Below are 19,994 nucleotides of genomic sequence, written 5' to 3'. Positions count from 1 at the left end.
GACCTGATGGCGAATAAAGAAATCCTGCTGGTAGTCGACGTGGTGTCGAACGAAAAGGACATCGAAAAAGAAGTCATTTTTTCCGCGATCGAAGAGGCGCTCCGCACCGCCACGATCAAGCGGCATGACGGCAGGTACGACGTGCGCGTGAGCATCGACCGCAAGACCGGCGACTACGAGACCTTCCGCCGCTGGCAAGTGGTGGAACCCAGCGAGGAATTCGGCGGCGGCGTCGAATTCCCGGAAAAAGAGATACTGCTCGAAGAGGCGCGCAAAACCCACCCCGACATCGCCGTCGGCGAGTTCGTGGAAGAGCCTTTCGACTCCATCGAGTTCGGCCGCATCGCCGCCCAGACCGCCAAGCAGGTGATCGTGCAGAAAGTGCGCGAGGCCGAACGGCGCAAGATCGCGGACGCCTACCAGGGCCGCGTCGGCGAGCTGATCACCGGCGTCATCAAGCGCATCGAACGGGGCAACGTCTTTCTCGACCTCGGCGGCAACGTGGAAGCCTTCATCCCGCGCGACGAAATGATCCCGCGCGAGTCCGTCCGTGCCGGCGACCGCCTGCGCGGTATCCTGAGCGCGGTCCGGCCGGATGCCAGGGGGCCTCAGCTTTTCGTCAGCCGCACCGCGCCGGAACTCCTGATCGCCCTGTTCCGGCTGGAGGTCCCGGAAGTCAGCGAAAACCTCATCGAAATCAAGGGGGCGGCGCGCGACCCCGGCGTACGCGCCAAGGTCGCCGTCAAGAGCAACGATCCGCGGCTCGACCCGGTCGGCGCCTGCGTCGGCATGCGCGGTTCGCGGGTCCAGGCCGTGTCCAACGAACTGGCGGGGGAGCGCGTCGACATCATCCTGTGGAACGAAAACGAGGCCCAGTTCGTGGTCAACGCCATGTCGCCGGCCGAAATCGTGTCCATCGTCGTGGACGAAGACCGCCACAGCATGGACATCGCCGTCGCCGACGAAAACCTGTCGCAGGCCATCGGCCGCGGCGGCCAGAACGTCCGGCTGGCGTCCGAACTGACGGGGTGGACCTTGAACGTCATGAGCTCCACCCAGGCCGACGCCAAGACCCTGGAAGAAACCCAGCGCCTGATCCAGACCTTCGTCGAACAACTGAGCGTGGAAGAAGACGTCGCGGAGATCCTCGTCAGGGAAGGTTTTTCCAGCGTGGAGGAACTGGCCTACGTGCCGAGCAAGGAATTGCTCGAAATCGAGGAATTCGACGAGGATATCGTGGAAGAATTGCGCAACCGGGCAAGGGACGCGCTGCTCATCAAAGCCATCGCCTCCGAGGAGAAGCTCGAAGACACCGAGCCCAGCCAGGATCTGCTGGAACTCGAGGGCATGGACCGCGAACTGGCCTACCGCCTCGCGCGCCACGGCATTCGCACGCTGGAAGACCTGGCCGACCAGGCCGTCCCGGATCTTTTGGACATCGAAGACATGGAAGAGGAAAAGGCCGCTGAGCTCATCATGAAGGCGCGCGCCTCGTGGTTTTCCTGAAGACGTAAGGACGATTACCGATAGGGGCTGAATCATGAGTGACGTAACAGTGAGACAATTGGCCGGGATCGTGGGGATTCCCCTCGACAGGCTGCTCCATCAGCTCGGAGACGCGGGTCTTCAGATCTCCGATGCGGACGATGTGCTGAGCGATGCCGAAAAGATGAAGCTGCTCAACCACCTGCGCCAGAGCCACGGCAAGGTGCAGGAAAGCGTGACCGAGCCCAAGCGGGTCACGCTCCAGCGCCGCTCCGTCACCGAACTCAAGCAGGGCACGGTACCGGGCAAGGGCGCGAAAACGATCAGCGTGGAAGTGCGGAAGAAGCGCACCTACGTCAAGCGCAGCGAACTGCCTGAAACCAGCGAGCGCCTTTCCGAAGCCGAGCAGGCCCGGCGGGCCTTGGAGGAACAGCAGCAGCGCGAACTGGCCGAGCAGGAAGCGCGCCGGCAGCAGGAGGAGATGCTCCGCCAGCAGGCCGCCGAAGAAGAGCGCCGCAAGCAGGAAGAAGCTGCCCGAACCGCCGAAGAGCGCCTGCGCCGGGAAGAGGCAGAGCGCAGAACCCCTGCCGAGCGGGAAGCCCCAGCGCCCAAGCCCGCACCGGCCGCCGCTCCTTCGGCCCCTCGTCCTGCGCCGGAACCCCGCCCCGCGGCGCCGCGCCCACCCGCCGCCAAGCCCAGGGGAGAAGCTCCCCGCGGCTATGTCGCCGAACGCGAAGCGGAAGCGCGCGGAGAGAAGCGGGGCGCGGGCTTGAGCCGAAAAGACGAATACCGGGAACTCCTGGGCGACGATTTCCGTAAAGGTGGCGGAAAAAAGAAGAAGCCCAGGCTCGGCAGGCCGATGGTCATGCCGGAGCAGAAGCACGGTTTCGAGAGACCGACCGCCCCCATCGTGTACGAGGTCGCAGTACCGGAGTCCATCACGGTCTCGGACTTGGCCCAGCGCATGTCGGTCAAGGGTATCGAAGTCATCAAGGCCCTCATGAAAATGGGCGTGATGGCCACCATCAACCAAGTGCTGGACCAGGAGACCGCCATTCTGGTAGTCGAGGAAATGGGCCACAAGGCGACCGCGCAGAGGGAAGACGACCTGGAAGCGGAAATCATGGCCAATCTCGCCGCCGAAGCGGAAGCCCCGCACCTGCCGCGTCCGCCGGTGGTCACCATCATGGGTCACGTCGACCACGGCAAGACCTCGCTGCTGGACTACATCCGTAAATCGCGGGTCGCCGCCGGCGAAGCCGGTGGCATTACGCAGCACATCGGCGCCTACCAGGTCAAGACCGACCATGGCTCCATCACCTTCCTCGACACGCCCGGCCACGCCGCGTTCACCGCGATGCGGGCCCGCGGCGCCAAGGTCACCGACATCGTGGTGCTGGTCGTGGCGGCCGATGACGGCGTGATGCCGCAGACCAAGGAAGCGGTGGAGCATTCCCGCGCCGCCGGCGTACCCCTGGTCGTCGCCATGAACAAGATGGACAAGGCCGACGCCGATCCCGACCGGGTCAAGCAGGAGCTGGTCGGACTCAACGTGGTCCCCGAAGAATGGGGCGGCGACGTGCAGTTCGTTCCGGTATCGGCCAAGGCCGGCACCGGCATCGACGCATTGCTGGACGCCATCCTGGTCCAGGCCGAAGTGCTCGAACTCCAGGCGCCGGCCGATATTCCGGCCACCGGCGTGGTGCTGGAATCGAAGCTGGAAAAGGGCCGCGGCCCGGTGGCGGACATCCTGATCCAGCGCGGCACCCTGCGCAAAGGCGACTTCCTGCTGTGCGGCAAGGAAATCGGCCGCGTCCGCGCCATGTTCAACGAGAACGGCAAACCGCTGAAGGAAGCCGGCCCCTCGGCGCCGATCGAAGTGCTCGGCCTCTCCGGCGCGCCGGACGCAGGCGACGAATTCATCGTGGTGGCCGACGAGCGCAAGGCCCGCGAGATCGCCATGCACCGGGAAGAGAAGCTGCGCACCACCAAGCTCGCCGCGCAGCAGGCCGCCAAGCTGGAGGACGTGTTCTCGCTCATGGGCAGTGAGGAAACCATCGACCTCAACCTGGTCATCAAGGCCGACGTCCAGGGCAGCCTGGAGGCCCTGCGCAGTGCACTGACCGAGCTGTCCACCGACAAGGTCAAGGTGAGGGTCATCGGCGGCGGCGTCGGCGGCATTTCCGAAACCGACGCCAATCTGGCACTGGCCTCCAGCGCCATCCTGATCGGCTTCAACGTGCGCGCCGACGGCAGCGCCCGCAAGCTGATCGAGGAGCGGGGCATCGACTTGCACTACTACAGCGTGATCTACAACGCCATCGACGAAGTCAAGAAGTCGATCAGCGGCATGCTGGAGCCGGAGTTCAAGGAGCAGATCGTCGGCATTGCCCAGGTACGGGACGTGTTCCGTTCGTCCAAGTTCGGTACCGTGGCCGGCTGCCTGGTCATCGAGGGTCATGTCCGCCGCAACCTGCCGATCCGGGTACTGCGAGAGAACGTAGTCATCTTCGAGGGCCAGCTCGAATCGCTGCGCCGCTTCAAGGACGACGTCAACGAGGTCAAATCCGGCATGGAGTGCGGCATCGCGGTCAAGAACTACAACGACGTGCGCGAAGGCGACCAGATCGAAGTGTTCGAGAAGGTCCAGGTCGTGCCGCACTGACACGGTGATCCGGAAACATGCCTAGAGAATTCAGCCGCAGCGACCGGGTCTCCGCCCAGATGCAACGGGAAATCGCCGAATTCCTGCGCACCGGCATCGATGCGCCGGAGCTTGGCATGGTCACCGTCAGCGACGTCGAGGTCAGCCGCGACCTCGCCGTGGCCAAGGTGTTCGTGACTTTTCTCGGCGGGCGGCTGGAAACCAGGGCGGCCGTGAAGCGGCTGGACGAGTTCGCGCCTCAGCTCCGGCAGGTGCTGGGGCGGCGGATGCGCATGCGCATCATCCCGGAAATCCGCTTCGCCTACGACGACTCCCTCGAGCGCGGACTGCACATGGACGAAGTGCTGCGATCCCTCGATAAGGACGGCGATACCTGAGGCATGAGGCCCGCTTCGACGGCCACGCTGGCGGGGGTTCTGCTGCTCGACAAGAGCAGCGGCATGACCTCGAACAGCGCCTTGCAGCGTGCCCGGAAACTGCTCGACATGCGCAAGGCCGGCCATACCGGCAGCCTGGACCCTCTCGCCAGCGGCATCCTGCCGCTCTGCTTCAACGAGGCCACCAAGCTCTCCGGCTACCTGCTGGATTCGGACAAGTGCTACCGCGTCGTGACGCGGCTCGGTGCCACCACCAATACCGGCGACGCCGACGGCGAAATCCTGTCGCAGGCACCCGTCCCCGTGCTCGACGAACCGGCTCTCCTCGCCCTGCTGGGAAAATTCACCGGACCCATCCTGCAGGTGCCGCCGATGTTTTCAGCCTTGAAGCACCAGGGAAAGCGGCTCTACGAACTGGCGCGCAAAGGCGTGGCAGTCGAACGGCAGGCACGCCCGGTGACGATCTTCGGCATCGAACTGACCGGAAGGGGGGCGGATTACCTGGAACTGGACGTGCACTGCTCCAAGGGCACCTATATCCGAACATTAGTGGAGGACATCGGCAACGCTCTCGGCTGCGGCGCCCATGTCGAAGTGTTACGGCGCACGGCGGTCGCCGGATTCTCCGTCGATCAGGCCGTCACCCTGGACCAACTGGATGCGATGGCACCGGCGGCCCGGCTCGATTGCCTGCGGCCGATGGACGCCATGGTGCCGCACTGGCCCGCGGTATCGCTCGATGCCGAAACGTCCCGGCTTTTCCTGCACGGACAGACCGTCAGCGCGGTCGATGCCCCCGATGGCGACCTGCTCCGGGTTTATGACGACGGACACGTGTTTCTCGGCATAGGCCGCAACGACGGCAAGGGACGGGTGGCTCCCAAGCGGGTGGTCGCCCTGCATGGCGGCGATGGGGGATCGAGGTCTCGATGAGCCGGTCTTGCCCGCATTGCCTTGACGGAACCTTGTCCTGCGCCGGTCCCAGACGGTACAATTAGCGATTGTTCAAAAGGTTTTCAACGAGTTTTTTGGAGATTATCCCCATGGCTTTCACAGCAGCAGAAAAAAGCGCCATCGTGCAGGAATTCCAGCGCGCCCCAGGCGATACCGGTTCCCCCGAGGTCCAAGTGGCCCTGCTGACCAACCGCATCAACTACCTGACCCCGCACTTCGTCAAGCACAAGAAGGACTTCCATTCGCGCCGCGGCCTGCTCCGTCTGGTCAACCAACGCCGCAAGCTGCTGGACTATCTGAAGAGCACCGACAACGAACGTTACCGTACGCTCATCGAGCGGCTGGGTCTCCGCAAATAACCTTCGCCCGCCGACAGCCCAAGGAGAACCCGTGAACCCGATCCGGAAGCAATTTCAGTACGGCGCTCATACCGTTTCGATCGAAACCGGCGAGATCGCCCGTCAGGCCGATGCCGCGGTCATGGTGGACATGGCCGGCACCGTGGTGCTGGTTACCGTGGTGGGACGCAAGGAGGCCTCCCCGCACGGCGATTTCTTCCCCCTCACCGTCAATTACCAGGAAAAGGCCTACGCTGCTGGACGCATTCCGGGCGGATTCTTCAAGCGGGAAGGGCGTCCCAGCGAAAAGGAAACGCTGACCGCGCGCCTGATCGACCGGCCCATCCGGCCACTGTTCCCGGACGGCTTCACCCACGAAGTCCAGGTCGTCGCCACCGTCATGTCGCTGAATCCGGACGTGGACCCGGACATTCCGTCGATGCTCGGCGCGTCGGCGGCACTGACGCTGTCGGGCCTGCCCTTCAAAGGCCCGATCGGCGCCGCCCGGGTGGGATTCGTGGACGGCGCCTACGTCCTGAATCCGGACAGCTCGACCATGAGGGTTTCGGAACTCGACCTGGTGGTCGCGGGTACCGCCAACGCCGTGCTCATGGTCGAATCGGAAGCGAAGATTCTGCCCGAGGAAGTGATGCTGGGGGCGGTCGTCTTCGGCCATGAGCAGATGCAGACGGCCATCCGTGCCATCAACGAGATGGCGGCGGAAGTCGGCGTGACACCCTGGTCCTGGGAACCGCCGGCCGTCGACACCGGCTTGGTCGCCGCGGTCGACCAGTTGGCGCGGGCGGGATTGAGCGAGGGCTACGGCATTGCCGACAAGCAGCTCCGCCAGCAGAAGCTCAAGGAAGTCCGGAAGGCGGTGATCGATGGCTTGACCGCCGAAGGCGCCCATGACGAAAACGCGGTCAAGCGGCAGATCGAAAAGCTGGAGGAAGAGATCGTCCGCGGCAACATCCTCCACCACGGCAAACGGATCGATGGGCGCGACCTCTCCACGGTGCGTCCCATCACGATCCGGACCGGCGTCCTGCCCCGCACCCACGGCTCCGCCCTCTTCACCCGCGGCGAAACCCAGGCGCTGGTGGTCGCGACGCTGGGTACGGGCCGCGATGCGCAGCTCATCGACGCGCTGGAAGGCGAGTACAAAGAAAACTTCATGCTGCACTACAACTTCCCGCCCTACTGCGTGGGAGAAACCGGCGCCATCGGCTCGCCCAAGCGGCGCGAGATCGGCCACGGGCGCCTGGCCAAGCGCGGCGTGCAGGCGATCATGCCGACGATGGACGAATTCCCCTACGTCATCCGCATCGTCTCGGAGATCACCGAATCCAACGGCTCCAGCTCCATGGCTTCGGTCTGCGGCAGCAGCCTGGCGCTGATGGATGCGGGCGCGCCGACCAAGGGCGCCGTGGCCGGCATCGCCATGGGGCTGATCCTCGAAGGCGATGAATTCGCCGTCCTGTCGGACATCATGGGCGACGAGGATCACCTGGGCGACATGGACTTCAAGGTTGCCGGCACCCGCGACGGCGTCACCGCGCTGCAGATGGACATCAAGATCGACGGCATCACGCCGGAAATCATGCGCCAGGCACTGCATCAGGCCCGCGACGGACGGATGCACATCCTGGACAAAATGGCGCAAGTCCTGCCGGCACCGCGCGGCGAAATGTCCGATTACGCGCCGCGCATCACCAGCTTCACCATCGACCCCAGCAAGATCCGGGAAGTGATCGGCAAGGGCGGCGCGACCATCCGCGCCATCACCGAAGAGACCGGCACCAGCATCGACATCACCGACGACGGCGTCATCAAGATCGCCTCGGTCGACAAGCAGGCCGGTCTGGAGGCCCGCCGCCGCATCGAGGACATCACGGCGGAGGTCGAGGTCGGCAAGATCTACGAAGGCAAAGTCGCGCGGCTGATGGACTTCGGCGCCTTCGTCACCATCCTGCCGGGCAAGGACGGGCTGGTGCACATCTCCCAGATCTCCGACGAGCACGTCGAGAAGGTCAGCGACAAGCTGGCCGAGGGCGACGTGGTCAAGGTCAAGGTGCTGGAGATCGACCGCCAGGGCCGGGTGCGCCTGAGCATGAAAGCCGTCGAGTAACCTTCGGCCGACCCGCCCCAATGAAAAACCCGGCCTAGGCCGGGTTTTTCGTGTCCGAAGGATCGGGAGGATCAATCGTCGCTGCTGAACACGCCGAGCAACTGCAGCAGGCTGGTGAACAGGTTGAAGATCGTCACGTACAGCGTCACGGTGGCGAGGACGTAGTTGGTTTCGCCGCCGTGGATGATCGCGCTGGTCTGGAACAGGATCATCCCGGCCATCAGCACCACGAACATCGCCGACACCGCCAGGCTCAGCCCCATCAGGCCGGGCACGAAGACGGCGACCAGACCGGCCAGGAAGGCGACCAGGATGCCGGCGCCCAGCATGCCGCCGAGGAAGCTGAAGTCCTTGCGTGTCGTCAGCGCATAGGCCGAAAGGCCCAGGAACACCGCGCCGGTGCCGCCCATGGCCATCATGACCAGCTGGGTGCCGTTGGCGAAATGCGTGACGTAGGCGTTCAGGATCGGGCCCAGGGTGTAGCCCATGAAGCCGGTCAGCGCGAAGACCCAAAGGATGCCGAGCGCGCTGCTGGAATACTTGTTGGTCAGCCACAGCAAGCCGAAATAGCCTACCAGGGTGATGATGATGCCCGGATGGGGCAGCGCCAGCGCCATGGACACGCCGGCGGTCATAGCGCTGAACAGCAGCGTCAGCGACAGCAGGGCGTAGGTGTTGGTCAGAACCTTGTGGCGGGGCACGACGGCATAAGCGCCGCAGCTCAAGACCTGTTCACGGGGGGTACTCATTCGATAGCTCCTCAAGTTACTTCACACAAGACTAATGTAGACCGCTTTATATTAGCGGAGTTTCGCTGCAACAGGGTGCGCTTTCATCCGCCGATGTCCTCGTTCCAGAGCGCCGGATGGGCTGCGATGAAATCCTTCATCAGCGCGGCGCATTCCGGATCGTCCAGCACCAGCAGATCCACGCCGAGCGAGCGGATGTAGGCCTCCGGTCCCTGGAACGTCCGGTTCTCTCCGGCGACGATGCGGGGAATGCCGTAGAGCAAGGCCGCGCCGCTGCACATGTCGCAGGGCGATAAGGTGCTGTAGAGCGTCGCCCGGCGGTAATCCCCGGCACTCAGGCGTCCGGCGTTTTCCAGGCAATCCATTTCCGCATGCAGGATCGCGCTGCCTTTCTGCACCCGCCGGTTGCGACCCCGACCTACGATCTCGCCGTCGATCACCAGGACCGAGCCGATCGGAATGCCGCCTTCCTCCAGCCCTTCACGGGCTTCGGCGATGGCGGCCTGCATGTAGATATCCATGGAATCTCCTTAGGGAACAAAAACTTGATTACTTGCCCCTCACCCCGCCCCAAAGGGGTTTTTCAGGGTGCCCCAGTATCTGGCTTCCCTCCATTCACGACATGATAGATGTGGCGTGGAACGGATACGAATCCTGATCGGCTGGGGCATGCCGGTGGGCGGCGCCGCCAGCGGACCGGAGAAGGACGAGACCAGTTCGACGATGCGTGCATCGGTTTCGTGGCTGCCGCTCGACTGCTCGATTTCGCACCGGGAAATCTTGCCGGCAGGGCTGATCCAGATTCGCACCACGGCGACGTAGTACTTACCGCGAAGTTTGGGTTCAGACATCAAGTGACTTTCCAATTGGGAGGTAAGCGTACCGCCGTAGGCAAGAAAAGTCCGCCCACGATGGCCCGACGGCCCCGATTGCAGCAGGTCCTTGCCCCCTTTCCTGGCGCGCAGCCCAAAACTGTCGGCGCCGGCTCCGCCTTCCTCATCGACGCCCAATTGGTCATCAGTGGCGGATTCCGCCTCCGCCGGTTCCTCGACCACCTCCTCCTGAATCTCGGACTCGGGCGGCTCGTCCATGGGCTCCGGCTCCGGGGGCTCCGGCTCCGGAGGCGGCGGTTCATCGATCAGTTTCACCCACTGGGGCTCCTCCGTCCGGTAGTACGGACCTTGGGCCAATTGCTCGCGTATCCACCACGCGGATGCCAAGGCCATTGCCAGTATCGCCAAACGGATCAGGGTCTTCATCGGCGGAAGCGGTTTCCCTCAGCCCGTCCCCTTCCATGAACCCGCGGCCGGAGGGCCGCAGGGCCGGATGAGGGAGAGGAGCGACAAGGAGTGCGTTTCGCGACTTTCACAGCAACAGGCCGAGATCGGAATGGACGCGAACGCGCCGCCCTGGGCGCTATTTCACCAGACGTTTCGTCACCAATCCCAGATGAGTGATGTCGGCCCGCTTGATCGCGTCCAGGGCCGCGACGACCTCCTGGTAGCGGACATCGGCATCCCCCCGGAGCACGACCGGCACCTGGGGGTCGACCGCCTTGTACTGGCGCAACTTCTCCTCCAGTTCTGCCAGCGTCACCTGCATGGTGTCCAGGTAGATGCGTCCGTCGGCCAGAACCGTCACGGCCTTGGTCTTCGGTTTGCTCAAGCTTGGCGCCGGGTTGGCCTGGGGCAGCTTGACCGCGATGCCCTGGACGGTCACCGTGGCCATGATGATGAACACCACCAGCAAATTCCAGGCGAGGTCCATCAGGGGCGTGACGTTGAGTTCATCGTATGGCTTCGGCCGGGTTCGGCGTCGCATGGGGAGCCTCCGCGGGGGAATACGTGCTCGAATGGGCCAGGGCCAAGGTGCCGATCAACTGGTCGGCGTAGACCTCCATGGCCGACATCCGCTTGCCGATCTGGGTAGCGAGATAGTTGTACCCGAACATGCAAGGGATCGCGATGACGAGGCCCACGACCGTGGTCGCCATGGCCGAGGCGACCCCCGGTGCTATGGTGCTGACATTGACGTCGCCCGTCGCCGCCACCGTCGCGAAAGTCATCATCACGCCCACGACGGTGCCCAAAAGGCCCAGAAACGGCGCACCGCTGATGGCGATGGTCACCAGGACCAAGCGGGCGTTCAGCCGATTGTTTTCCTCGACTATCGCCGCGTCGAGACTGGAGCGGATCACCTCCAATCCCTCGACCGCCAGGGTCTTGCCGCAAGCCCGGGCGGCCGCCAATTCCTGGAGCCGGTCGAGTTCGTCGATACCGGTCTGAAAAAGCCGGAACAGGGCGCTGTGCCCGTAAGTCTGGCCGATTCTCTCCAGTTCCCGCTGTTTCGAGGCCGCATCCTGTTCCTTGAGGATGCGATTCACCAATTCCCGCGCTTCGGCGGCGAACCGGGTGTCCAGCTTTTCCACCCGCCTCACCAGGACGTAACGCGTGACCATGGCATCGAATGCCAGGAATCCCAGCGCCAGCGTCAACCCGATGATCGCCCAGCCCTCCACGCTGACCGTGCGCGCGAGAGTCTTGATCAAGGCGAACTGGTCGAAACCGCCGGCCGCCGTGACGGTCTCGTCTTCGCCGTAAACAACCAGCTTGCCGTCCGGTCCCTCCCCCTTGGCGGTCAGTTGAATCCAGTCGGCCGATCGCTCGACAGAGGCGATCCGGGTCTCGTCCAGCAGGCCGGTGAAGCCGTTGCCCGCCGCGGTCGCCCCCAGGACCAAGTCGCCGGCCAGGTCGGGCGGGTTGGGGTTTTCGGCTTCCGCCACCCGTACTCCATCCAGGTATAGCTTCAGCTTCGAACCCCAGGTCGCCGCGACGTGATACCAGCGGTCCACCGCGAGGGGGGCGGTGGTTCGCGCTACGACTTCCCTGCCGCCCGCGGTCTGGCGGAGGACGAGACCGTTGTCGACGACTTCCAGACGCAGACCCGAATCCGCGGCCCCCACGGTCAATATCCTCCCCAAAGGCTGGGTTTGGGTGAGCTTGAGCCAGGTGGACAGGGTGTATCCCTTGCTTGCGGAGATCGAGAGGGCCGGATTCGCGGGTACGCGCAGCGAGGCCGTGGAATCGAAGGCCGCGGCCAGACCGACGATGCCGGGTTGGCCGAGCGTAATGGAACCTTCGCTGGGGTGGTTGGCGAACGCGCTGGCATCGCGGGGCAAGCCCGTGCGTTCGGCGTAGTGATAGACCAAGACGGTGGCCGCGTCGTAGGTCCCCACCGGGTCGGCGGCCGGCGGCGCCTTGGCGTTGCCGTAGTACATCCAGATATGGGCGTCCGCGGTACCCGGCGGCAGGACTGGAACCAGGACCCAGACGTTGGCCAGTCCGCTGATCTGATCGTACTGTTCGATGTGATAGTTGAGGGGGGTCTTGTCGTCGCCCGCGATGAAGCGCAGATCGGAGCCGTCGGCCTGGGTATCCAGGAAGTAATGGAAGTTCCCGCTGTGCAAACGGACCAGGACCGGCACCTGGGCCAGGTTTTCCGCGACGGGAACCCCGCTGGCGGAGGTATCCAACACAATTCTCTTCCGTTCCGGCCAATCCTTGTTCCACCAGGCCTGGGCGGGACTCGCCAGAAGCGCAAGGAAGATCAGTGAAACCGTCGTCCGCAAGAATGCGTCCTCCCGAGATCGGCAGTACCCTAAGAATCGTGGGCGAATTGTAACCAACGCCGGGGCGCGTCCCGTTACAACTCCGTTACGGGCTCGTTACGGAATCGGGACCAATTTGAACTTCCAAGCACGCCCGGCGGATTTCGTTCAGCCAATGCTGGAAATCCGGCGTGTCCCGTTCCGCACAGTTGAAATCCTTGAACAGCCCCGCCAATCGGGTGAAATGAGTGCGCGCCGTCTCCCTGTCGGGAAAGCGATAGGCTGCGGCTACCACCTCGGCGACCAAATCGAACAGGGCTTGCTGCCGCTCCAAGGGCGAGGAAACGTCCACAGGGTCGAAAGCATCCTGCTGAAGATAAACGGTATCCAGCAGCCAGGCTTTCTGGTATTTGACCCAGTCGTCCAGGCTGATCCCTTCTTCCCCCGTGACCTGCATCATGCGCGCAATGGCATCGCCTTGTTTGATCAAATCCAGCATGCCACTTACGCGGCTGACCCAGCCGGGTTGCAGGTGCGCCTCATACCAGGGTTCCAACTGACGCAGATAACGGGACCAGGAAATCAGCGGATCGATGGCGGGGTAGCAGCGCCGGTAGGCCCGCTGACCGGAGAGGCCGAGAAAGCTCTTCACCGTGGCCAGTGTGGACTGGGTCACTGGCTCTTCGAAATTGCCGCCGGCCGGCGACACCGTGCCTATTATGCTCAGGCTGCCGGTGGCGTCGTCGCCCGCGCGGATGACGCCGGCCCGTTCGTAGAACATCCGTATCGAGGAATCGAGATAGGCAGGAAAGGCCTCTTCCCCCGGTATCTCTTCCAGGCGCCCGGAAATTTCCCGCAGCGCCTGAGCCCACCGGGACGTCGAGTCGGCCAAAAGCAAGACCTGATACCCCATCTGGCGGTAATACTCCCCGATGGTGACACCGGTGTAGATCGATGCTTCCCGCGCTGCGACGGGCATCGACGAGGTATTGCAGATGATGACGGTGCGATCCATCAAGGAACCGCCCGTCAGGGGGTCGGTGAGCTTGGGGAATTCCGCGATGGTCTCCACGACCTCGCCCGCCCTCTCGCCGCAGGCCACGACGATCACGATGTCGACATGGGAATGGCGGGCGATGAGCTGTTGCAGGACGGTCTTTCCGGCGCCGAAAGGTCCGGGTATGCAGCAGGTGCCGCCCAGCGCTACGGGAAAAAACGTATCGATCAGCCGCACGGTGGTGATCAAAGGCTCGCTCGGATAGAGGCGCAAGGCTTGACCCTGCGCAAGGAGCATTTCCGGGAGAGGTCTGCGTACCGGCCAGCGCTGATGAAGTGTCAGCGGGCGCTCCTCGCCCCCCGCGGCGCGAAGCCTCGCCACCGGCGTATCCACGGTCACCGCGTCTTCCTGGATCCAGGTCACTTCCACGGGTCCCGGCTCGTTGAACGGGACCATGATCCTGTGGGTGAAGCGGCCTTCCTGCACCGCTCCGACCACTTCCCCGGCGCACAGCCGGGCGCCCGCCCGGACACGCGGCTGGAAAGCCCATTTCTTGTTGGGATCCAGGGGGGGCGATTCCACGCCCCTGGGAAGGAAATACCCGTGGCTGATGGCCAGCGCCTCCAGGGGATTTTGCAGGCCGTCATAGACTTGGCCCAAAAGGCCGGGGCCGAGCGTCACCGAGAGCAGTTCGTCACTCTGGATGACCGGATCGCCCACCGCGATGCCCTGGGTGGACTCGAAAACTTGCACGTCGGCATGGCGGCCAAAGATGCGGAGAATTTCGCCTTTTAGCCGTTCCCCCGGTCCTTCCGCCGAGGATGGCGGGCAGATATAAACGATTCCGTTCTTGCGCAGTGCCGTGAGGGCATCACCCGACGGGCAGGATTCGATGGTGACCAAATCGTCTTGCACCGCCACCACGCGCGCGCTAGCCTTGGGCGCGTTCATCCTCCCAACCTCAGTTGGACATGCCGGCGAACGCCGGCGAATCGGCGACGCGGTCGTAGTGTCCCAATCCCCGGATCAATAGCGCCTTGAAGCGCTCCGTCGCGGCCGGGGGGTCGTAACGTGTCTGACGGTCGATCAGATGCCAGCGCAAGACATACAACACCACGGCCTCGAAATCGAAATGATGATTCCAGGCCAAGCGGGTGTAGTGATCCCAAACAGTGGCGAACAACAGGTGTTCCAAGGCGGTATGGTTGCCCTCCCGGAGCAGTTGATCGGCTACGGCCACCCAAGGATAACGGTGGCTCAGGTTGAAATCCGACCGCTCCCAATAGCGGCGGATGTAGTCCGCGCATGGGCCATATCCGAAGGCTTCCTCTGCGGCTGGGCCGGGTAAGCCGCGGTGGCGACGCCGCAAGGCCCCGACCAGGGTCCTAAGCTCCAGACGCCAGCCGAGCAGTTCCCGCAAAGATGGACGATCGAGCTTCCGTAGAGCATCCCTCGCGCCGGCCAGAAAGGTCCGGTCGCTGGTCGCGGGTGGAATGCGCTCCCAGTGCGTTACTTCCTCCAGGGTCGCCAGATCGCGGGCATCCTCGGGATCCAGCAGGGTCAGACGGCGGTCCAGTTGCAGCCGTGACAAGGGCGTTTGCTTGGTAGCGAATGGATGCAGGGGCAGAGGTGGCAGATAACATACCAGCATCGCATAGCGACAGGAGGCGCGGCGGCTCATTTCACCACGCCTTCCAAAAGGGCGCGGAACCGGGGTTGCAGGTGTTCGAGCAGGATCGCGGCGCAAGCCTCGTCGGTCAAATCCACCTGCATCGCGCCGTCGCGAAGAAACAGCCGGATGCCCCGGCCCGTGTGCGCTACTGGGTGGAACTCCACCCCCTCGCGCAGCAGATTGCCGGTGATCGAGGAGACCAACTGGGTCAAGGTGCCACCTTCGAGCTCTTCGGGTTTTTTTCGAAGCTCCTCGAGACCCACCAAACGCGCTGGCAGCTGCACCGTAAAGCGCGCCTGTCGATCGAGGCGAGCCTGGTCGCCGGCGATGATCCCCAGTTGCAACAGCAGCTCGCGTATCACTTCGGTTTGCTCCAGCTCCTGTCCCACCAAGCGGCCCACTTCCACCTGAAAGCGCCGCGTCAATTCATCGCGGAGCCGAATGACGGTATCCCGAAAGGCCATCGCCAAGGCTTCGCGGCCCGCGGCGTCGAATCGCTCGGCTTCTTGCTTAAGCTGTTCCCGCACCTTCCCCGCCTCCGCATAGGCCGCTTGCAGCATGGCCGCCGCTTGTTGCTCGGCGGCGCTCACCAAGGCTCGCGCTTCGGCCTCGCCCTTGGCCACACCCTCTTCCCTAAGGCGCTGGATCAGGGCTTCGACGCCGCTCGCGGCCTTCGTTGGGCTGATATCGGTCATGGCTCATGATGTCTCAGGGTTTGGGAATGCCCGCGCTCAACACCAACAAGAACACGAAGGCGAAAACGGCGAAACCTTCCACCACGGCGGCTGGCGCCAGCGATAATCCGAATACTTCGGGTTTGATCTTGCTCGCCTGGATCGCCGAAGCACAGCAGTGTCCTTGGCGGATAGCGCTGTAAGCCAGTACCAACCCGCCCAGGAAACCCAGACCGATCAATCCGCCCGCAGTATCCGCCGTGACCCCGCGATTGAGGGTGAACGTGGCCACGATGCCGTAGATGGTCTGCGAAGCGGGCATCACGGAGACGCCGATAAAGCGCGCGTGACCGGTCTCGGCATCCAGCATGGCGCCGATGGCGGCTTGGCCGGCTATGGTGCAGCCGATGATGCTGCCGAACGCACCCATCGCCAGCGGCGCAAAAATTCCGGCCCAAGCAAGCGCCGTGATCAATTCATTCATAGGATTCACCGTGGTATTTCCTTCTTGCGAAAGGGCCTGAACGGGTGGCCTTCGCCCTTGAGTCACCAACTGTAAAACTCAATGAAATTCAGCCTGAGCCCGTGCACGACGCCGCTCATCAAGCCCAGCAAAAGGTTGAGGGAATGCCCGACCAGGAGGATGAGAACGGATGCGAACAAGCCGGCTCCGGCCAGGGTCCGTGAGGCCGAATGAGCGAGACCATTGAACGTTTCGGCCAACGACGAACCCGCCAAGCCCAGCGCGAACAAGCGCAAGTAGCTGAGCACATCGCCGAATAGCTTGGACAAATTACGCGCGATTTCCAGCAAGCCGGCCAACAGACGGCGCAACAAGTCGCTCATCCGCCGCACGGGCATTTGCTCCGCGAATGAAAGAACCAGGGCAACCCCGCCTATGAGCAGCCACCGCGCGAAGGTGCCAAAACGCCCTGCCCCGTCGGCCGACCACCAGAGATAACCTCCCGCCATCACCGCGATCCAGCCGAGCGGCACCCAGGCTGCCCCGCTTCGTCGCGACTGCCAGGCGCGTGCCAGATTGGCGCCACCGAGGTGCAACACGCCGAGGAGCAGGGTCAAACGCATCATGGCGTCAAAATCCGCCACGGATAGGATACGCATCTGGCCAAGCCATGATTGGGACGGTGGCGACCAGCCGAAATAACTCCCCACCAGCATACCCCAAACGACGGATACACCGGCGATGAGGACGACCAGCCGCCGCATGCGCACCCCGGACGGGCTCGCTCCGAAGGAACGACAGAACAGCGGCACGCATACACCCAGCAACGCCCCATAGCCAGCGTCGGACAGGATGATGGCGAAAAACAAGGCGAAGGAGAACAACACCGGTGCCGAGGGGTCCCAGCTTCCGTAGGGAGGCAACTGATAAAACGACACCAAGGACTGCCCCGCCTCCAGCATCGGCGCGTTGACCAGCAAGGTGGGAGGCCGATCGCCGGGGTCGGGGACCGCCATCTGCAGCGCCAATCCCCGCGCCTCGCAATAGGCCTCGACTCGATCCACTTCGTGCCCAGGCACCCAAGCCTGAAGAATGAATAACGGCGCCGCGTCGTACGTCGAGCGCATCGCTCTTCGCAGAGCCGCCACGTCTTCCACGGCGGCCAAAGCCGCCTCTAACAGGTCGATCCAGCGCGTCAGCGACTCCCGTTCGGCCTCCAAGTCTTCCAGAGTCAGATTGACCGCATCGAGCTCGGCTTCGAGTTCAGCCAGCGGGACGCTGCCGGTGCGGGTGCGGGGCACGGGCATGGCATGAGGGGACGGCTCGCGCTCGGCGATGACCACGATGTAGAGGTAGCCACGCTCACGATGAACCACCTGCCAGACGAGCTCGTCGTTACGCAGACGGTGCTGGAATCCGGCCGGGACGATGTAAAACCAAAACTTGAGGCCAAGTTCGCCGAACTCCCCGGGCAGCAGCAAGGTGCCCCAGGGCGCCAACTCCTTGATGCGATGCTGCAAAAAATCGCGCCGGTCGGACTGTTCGCGCTTTTTGGCCTGGTTGCGCAAAACCAGACTGGCGACTTCCGCCGCATCGAAACCAATGGCCTTACCGACCCGCCGCCGCTTACGCGGGCAGTCGCGGAGGTAGCGCAAGGCCTTGACGATGTCCTCCGGCTGCTCGACCACATCCCCGCCGTCTGAAGTTGTTCCTTGGGGGGGCAGCAGGTGCAGGCAGCCGAGATCACGCAGGTCCTCGAGGATCCGCGACTTGTCTTTGACGAGGCCGCACAAGGTGGCTTTCTTGAGGGGGGCGATGCTCACAGCCGAAGACCCAGGCGTTTGCGTTTCGCAAGCTTGGCGCGCACCACCGCCGCTTTTTCGGCATCGGAAAGCGCGATCTGGATGGCTTTGACGTTCCGTTCGGCTTGGGGAATCAGAACCTTCTCAAACAGGTTGATGCGCTGGTTGACCTTTTTCAAGGCCCGCTCCACGATCGCCAGGCGTTCGCGTTCCACTCGCAGGCTCAGCCGGAGTCTCATCGCCGTTCCGAGGCGCGACGCCACCGCGTCAACCCAATGCGGCGTGGTGAGGCAGCCATAATCCGCCACGGCGATATCGACGGCCCGCAAGACCGGCAAAGCCATGCCCAACACCCGCTCGCGTCCCATGTCGACCGCACGGACCCGGACCAGTCCATCGAGATCGACGCCCTGGTTGGCCAGCATGGGGAGCGCCTCCCCCACCGCCCCGACGAGTTCGCGCAGGTCGCGATCGGTGTCGGCTAGCCGACGCGCGGCTCTGGTCCGTTCGACCAATAGCTGGTCCCTTTTCAGTTCCAGGGAAGGCAAAAAGCGGGCATAGGTGCCCAGTTTTTCTTTTTCGTCATTGAGGGCGGTCTTGTTCAAGGACAATCTTCGCACGCTATCCGGCCTCCGCCGCTCGCGGGAAATACTTGTCGATCAGCGATTGTTTGATGACCAGTTCCTCGGGCGAAAAACACTCTGCCAGGGTTTGCCAGCCCAAATCCAGTGCCTCTTCGAGCGGCATCGACACGTTGATGTCCATGAACCGCCGCCGGAACGACTCGCCGAATTCGAGCAGCCTCAGGTCGAAGGGCGACAGGTCGAAGGCCATGGCCTGCTTTTGCTCCGCCGAAACCGCCGCCGCGTACAGGCGGATCATGGTGTTGGCCAAGGCGGCGTGGTCTTCGCGGGTGACCTTGCCGATCACGTGCTGCTTGAGCCGCGACAGGGAGCCGAAGGGGTCCAGCATGCCGCCGTGCAGATAGAATTGGCCCTCGGTGATGTAGCCGGTGTTGTCGGGCACTGGATGGGTCACGTCGTTGCCCGGCATGGTCGTCACCGCGAGTATGGTGACCGATCCGGCGCCGCTGAAATGGCAGGCCTTTTCGTAACGGCGCGCCAGTTGCGAGTAGAGGTCGCCGCCATAGCCGCGGTTCGCCGGTACCCGTTCCAGAGCCACGCCGATCTCCTTCATGGCGTCGGCATAAGTGGTCATGTCGGTCAGAAGGACCAGGACCCGTTTGCCGTGCTCGACGGCGAAGCGCTCGGCCACCGTCAGGGCGAGGTCCGGGGTGATGAGGCGCTCGACGATGGGCGCCGTGGCCAGGTTGCAAAACATCACGGTGCGGCCGAATACCCCGGCATCCTCGAAGGTTTTGCGGAAGAAGTGGTAATCGTCGAAGAGCAGCCCCAAACCGGCGAACACTACCAGGTCGGCGTCAGCCTGGATACCAATGCGCGCGAGAAAGGCGTTGTAGGGTTCTCCGGGGATCGAGAAGATCGGGATCTTCTGGCTCTCGACCAGGCAGTTGAACAGGTCGATCATCGGCACGTTGGTGCGGATCATGCGGGCGGGCACGGTCCGCCTCAAGGGGTTCACCGATGCGACGCCGATCGGTACCTTGGGATCGAACTCCAACCGGGAGTTGCCGTCGAGAGGCTCCCCCGTCCCCGAGAACACACGGCCCAGGAGGTTCGAGGAATAAGTCACGCGCATGGGGTGTCCGAGGAAATGGACCGAAGCCTGGGTGGAAAACCCCCTGGTTCCGGAGAAGACCTGTAGCGACACCTGTTCTTGCTCTATCCGGATCACTTGGGCCACGGAGCGAAGCGCTGCGGTATCTTCGATCATGGCGAGGTCACCTAAGCGAACCTCGACCGCACCAAGGCCGGCCTCACCGATGGCGGGCACCTCGATCTTGATGATGTCGCCCACGATGGAAAGGATCTTCTTGAAACGGACCAGACTCAGGGCCATCGTCACACCTCATCAGGATTCTTCCAGGATGCTAGGAGTCTGCCATGACCATTGTATGACGGGCCGACGAGAAACGGCCAAAGGCTGTGTCCAGAGTTCTCGT

18 protein-coding genes are annotated in these 19,994 nt (G+C 63.6%); 6 read left to right on the top strand and 12 right to left on the bottom strand.

Features of this window, described 5'->3' with window-relative positions; all coding sequences use genetic code 11:
• The first annotated feature begins 6 nt into the window (after positions 1–6).
• The 6 genes from nusA (at position 7) to pnp (ending at position 7,947) form a co-directional block, all read left to right on the top strand.
• Positions 7–1,506, top strand: coding sequence for a transcription termination factor NusA (nusA, locus tag ABZN20_RS01540; RefSeq protein ID WP_218806385.1), 1,500 nt, complete (start codon positions 7–9; stop codon positions 1,504–1,506).
• A 34-nt stretch (positions 1,507–1,540) separates the two neighbouring features.
• A complete protein-coding gene (gene infB, locus ABZN20_RS01535) occupies positions 1,541–4,150 on the top strand; it encodes a translation initiation factor IF-2 (protein WP_367026569.1) in 2,610 nt (869 codons plus the stop codon).
• Positions 4,151–4,167: 17 nt separating this feature from the next.
• The gene (rbfA, locus tag ABZN20_RS01530) at positions 4,168–4,527 is read left to right on the top strand and encodes a 30S ribosome-binding factor RbfA (RefSeq protein ID WP_218806383.1); all 360 of its coding nucleotides are present in this window, start codon (positions 4,168–4,170) and stop codon (positions 4,525–4,527) included.
• A 3-nt stretch (positions 4,528–4,530) separates the two neighbouring features.
• Positions 4,531–5,460 carry a tRNA pseudouridine(55) synthase TruB gene (truB, locus tag ABZN20_RS01525; protein WP_367026568.1) on the top strand — a complete coding sequence of 310 codons (930 nt, stop codon included), beginning with the start codon at positions 4,531–4,533 and terminating at the stop codon, positions 5,458–5,460.
• A gap of 110 nt (positions 5,461–5,570) precedes the next feature.
• Positions 5,571–5,840 carry a 30S ribosomal protein S15 gene (gene rpsO, locus ABZN20_RS01520; protein ID WP_169603754.1) on the top strand — a complete coding sequence of 90 codons (270 nt, stop codon included), beginning with the start codon at positions 5,571–5,573 and terminating at the stop codon, positions 5,838–5,840.
• 31 nt (positions 5,841–5,871) lie between these two features.
• A complete protein-coding gene (gene pnp / locus ABZN20_RS01515; protein ID WP_367026567.1) occupies positions 5,872–7,947 on the top strand; it encodes a polyribonucleotide nucleotidyltransferase in 2,076 nt (691 codons plus the stop codon).
• A 71-nt stretch (positions 7,948–8,018) separates the two neighbouring features.
• Here pnp and ABZN20_RS01510 read toward each other — a convergent pair whose 3' ends face one another.
• The 12 genes from ABZN20_RS01510 to ABZN20_RS01455 all read right to left on the bottom strand — a co-directional run bounded on the left by ABZN20_RS01510 (position 8,019) and on the right by ABZN20_RS01455 (position 19,891).
• Positions 8,019–8,696, bottom strand: coding sequence for a Bax inhibitor-1/YccA family protein (locus ABZN20_RS01510; RefSeq protein ID WP_367026566.1), 678 nt, complete (start codon positions 8,694–8,696; stop codon positions 8,019–8,021).
• A gap of 83 nt (positions 8,697–8,779) precedes the next feature.
• Positions 8,780–9,217, bottom strand: a complete 438-nt coding sequence (locus ABZN20_RS01505; RefSeq protein WP_367026565.1) for a nucleoside deaminase — start codon at positions 9,215–9,217, stop codon at positions 8,780–8,782.
• Positions 9,218–9,256: 39 nt separating this feature from the next.
• Positions 9,257–9,955 (bottom strand): energy transducer TonB family protein, encoded by a 699-nt coding sequence (locus ABZN20_RS01500; protein WP_367026564.1) that lies wholly within the window; start codon positions 9,953–9,955, stop codon positions 9,257–9,259.
• Between the two features lie 157 nt (positions 9,956–10,112).
• Positions 10,113–10,517, bottom strand: coding sequence for an ExbD/TolR family protein (locus ABZN20_RS01495; protein WP_218806377.1), 405 nt, complete (start codon positions 10,515–10,517; stop codon positions 10,113–10,115).
• Positions 10,483–12,228, bottom strand: a complete 1,746-nt coding sequence (locus ABZN20_RS01490) for a DUF2341 domain-containing protein (RefSeq protein ID WP_367026563.1) — start codon at positions 12,226–12,228, stop codon at positions 10,483–10,485. Before ABZN20_RS01490 ends, ABZN20_RS01495 begins: the two co-directional genes overlap by 35 nt.
• 181 nt (positions 12,229–12,409) lie before the next feature.
• Positions 12,410–14,251: a V-type ATP synthase subunit A gene (locus ABZN20_RS01485; RefSeq protein WP_367026562.1), complete on the bottom strand. Its 1,842-nt coding sequence runs from the start codon at positions 14,249–14,251 to the stop codon at positions 12,410–12,412.
• Between the two features lie 10 nt (positions 14,252–14,261).
• Positions 14,262–14,981 (bottom strand): DUF2764 domain-containing protein, encoded by a 720-nt coding sequence (locus ABZN20_RS01480; RefSeq protein WP_367026561.1) that lies wholly within the window; start codon positions 14,979–14,981, stop codon positions 14,262–14,264.
• Positions 14,978–15,667 carry a hypothetical protein gene (locus ABZN20_RS01475; protein WP_367026560.1) on the bottom strand — a complete coding sequence of 230 codons (690 nt, stop codon included), beginning with the start codon at positions 15,665–15,667 and terminating at the stop codon, positions 14,978–14,980. The genes ABZN20_RS01480 and ABZN20_RS01475 overlap by 4 nt, the downstream gene beginning before the upstream one ends.
• A gap of 13 nt (positions 15,668–15,680) precedes the next feature.
• Positions 15,681–16,130: an ATP synthase subunit C gene (locus ABZN20_RS01470; protein ID WP_367026559.1), complete on the bottom strand. Its 450-nt coding sequence runs from the start codon at positions 16,128–16,130 to the stop codon at positions 15,681–15,683.
• A gap of 62 nt (positions 16,131–16,192) precedes the next feature.
• Positions 16,193–17,932, bottom strand: a complete 1,740-nt coding sequence (locus ABZN20_RS01465; RefSeq protein ID WP_367026558.1) for a V-type ATP synthase subunit I — start codon at positions 17,930–17,932, stop codon at positions 16,193–16,195.
• Entirely contained in the window at positions 17,929–18,516 is a 588-nt protein-coding gene (locus ABZN20_RS01460) for a V-type ATP synthase subunit D (RefSeq protein WP_367026557.1), read from the bottom strand. Before ABZN20_RS01460 ends, ABZN20_RS01465 begins: the two co-directional genes overlap by 4 nt.
• A 16-nt stretch (positions 18,517–18,532) precedes the next feature.
• A complete protein-coding gene (locus ABZN20_RS01455; RefSeq protein WP_367026556.1) occupies positions 18,533–19,891 on the bottom strand; it encodes a V-type ATP synthase subunit B in 1,359 nt (452 codons plus the stop codon).
• Positions 19,892–19,994: the final 103 nt, after the last annotated feature.

The organism is Methylococcus sp. ANG (assembly GCF_040730495.1).
Lineage (GTDB): Bacteria > Pseudomonadota > Gammaproteobacteria > Methylococcales > Methylococcaceae > Methylococcus.
This window is presented reverse-complemented; position numbering and strand designations above follow the sequence as displayed.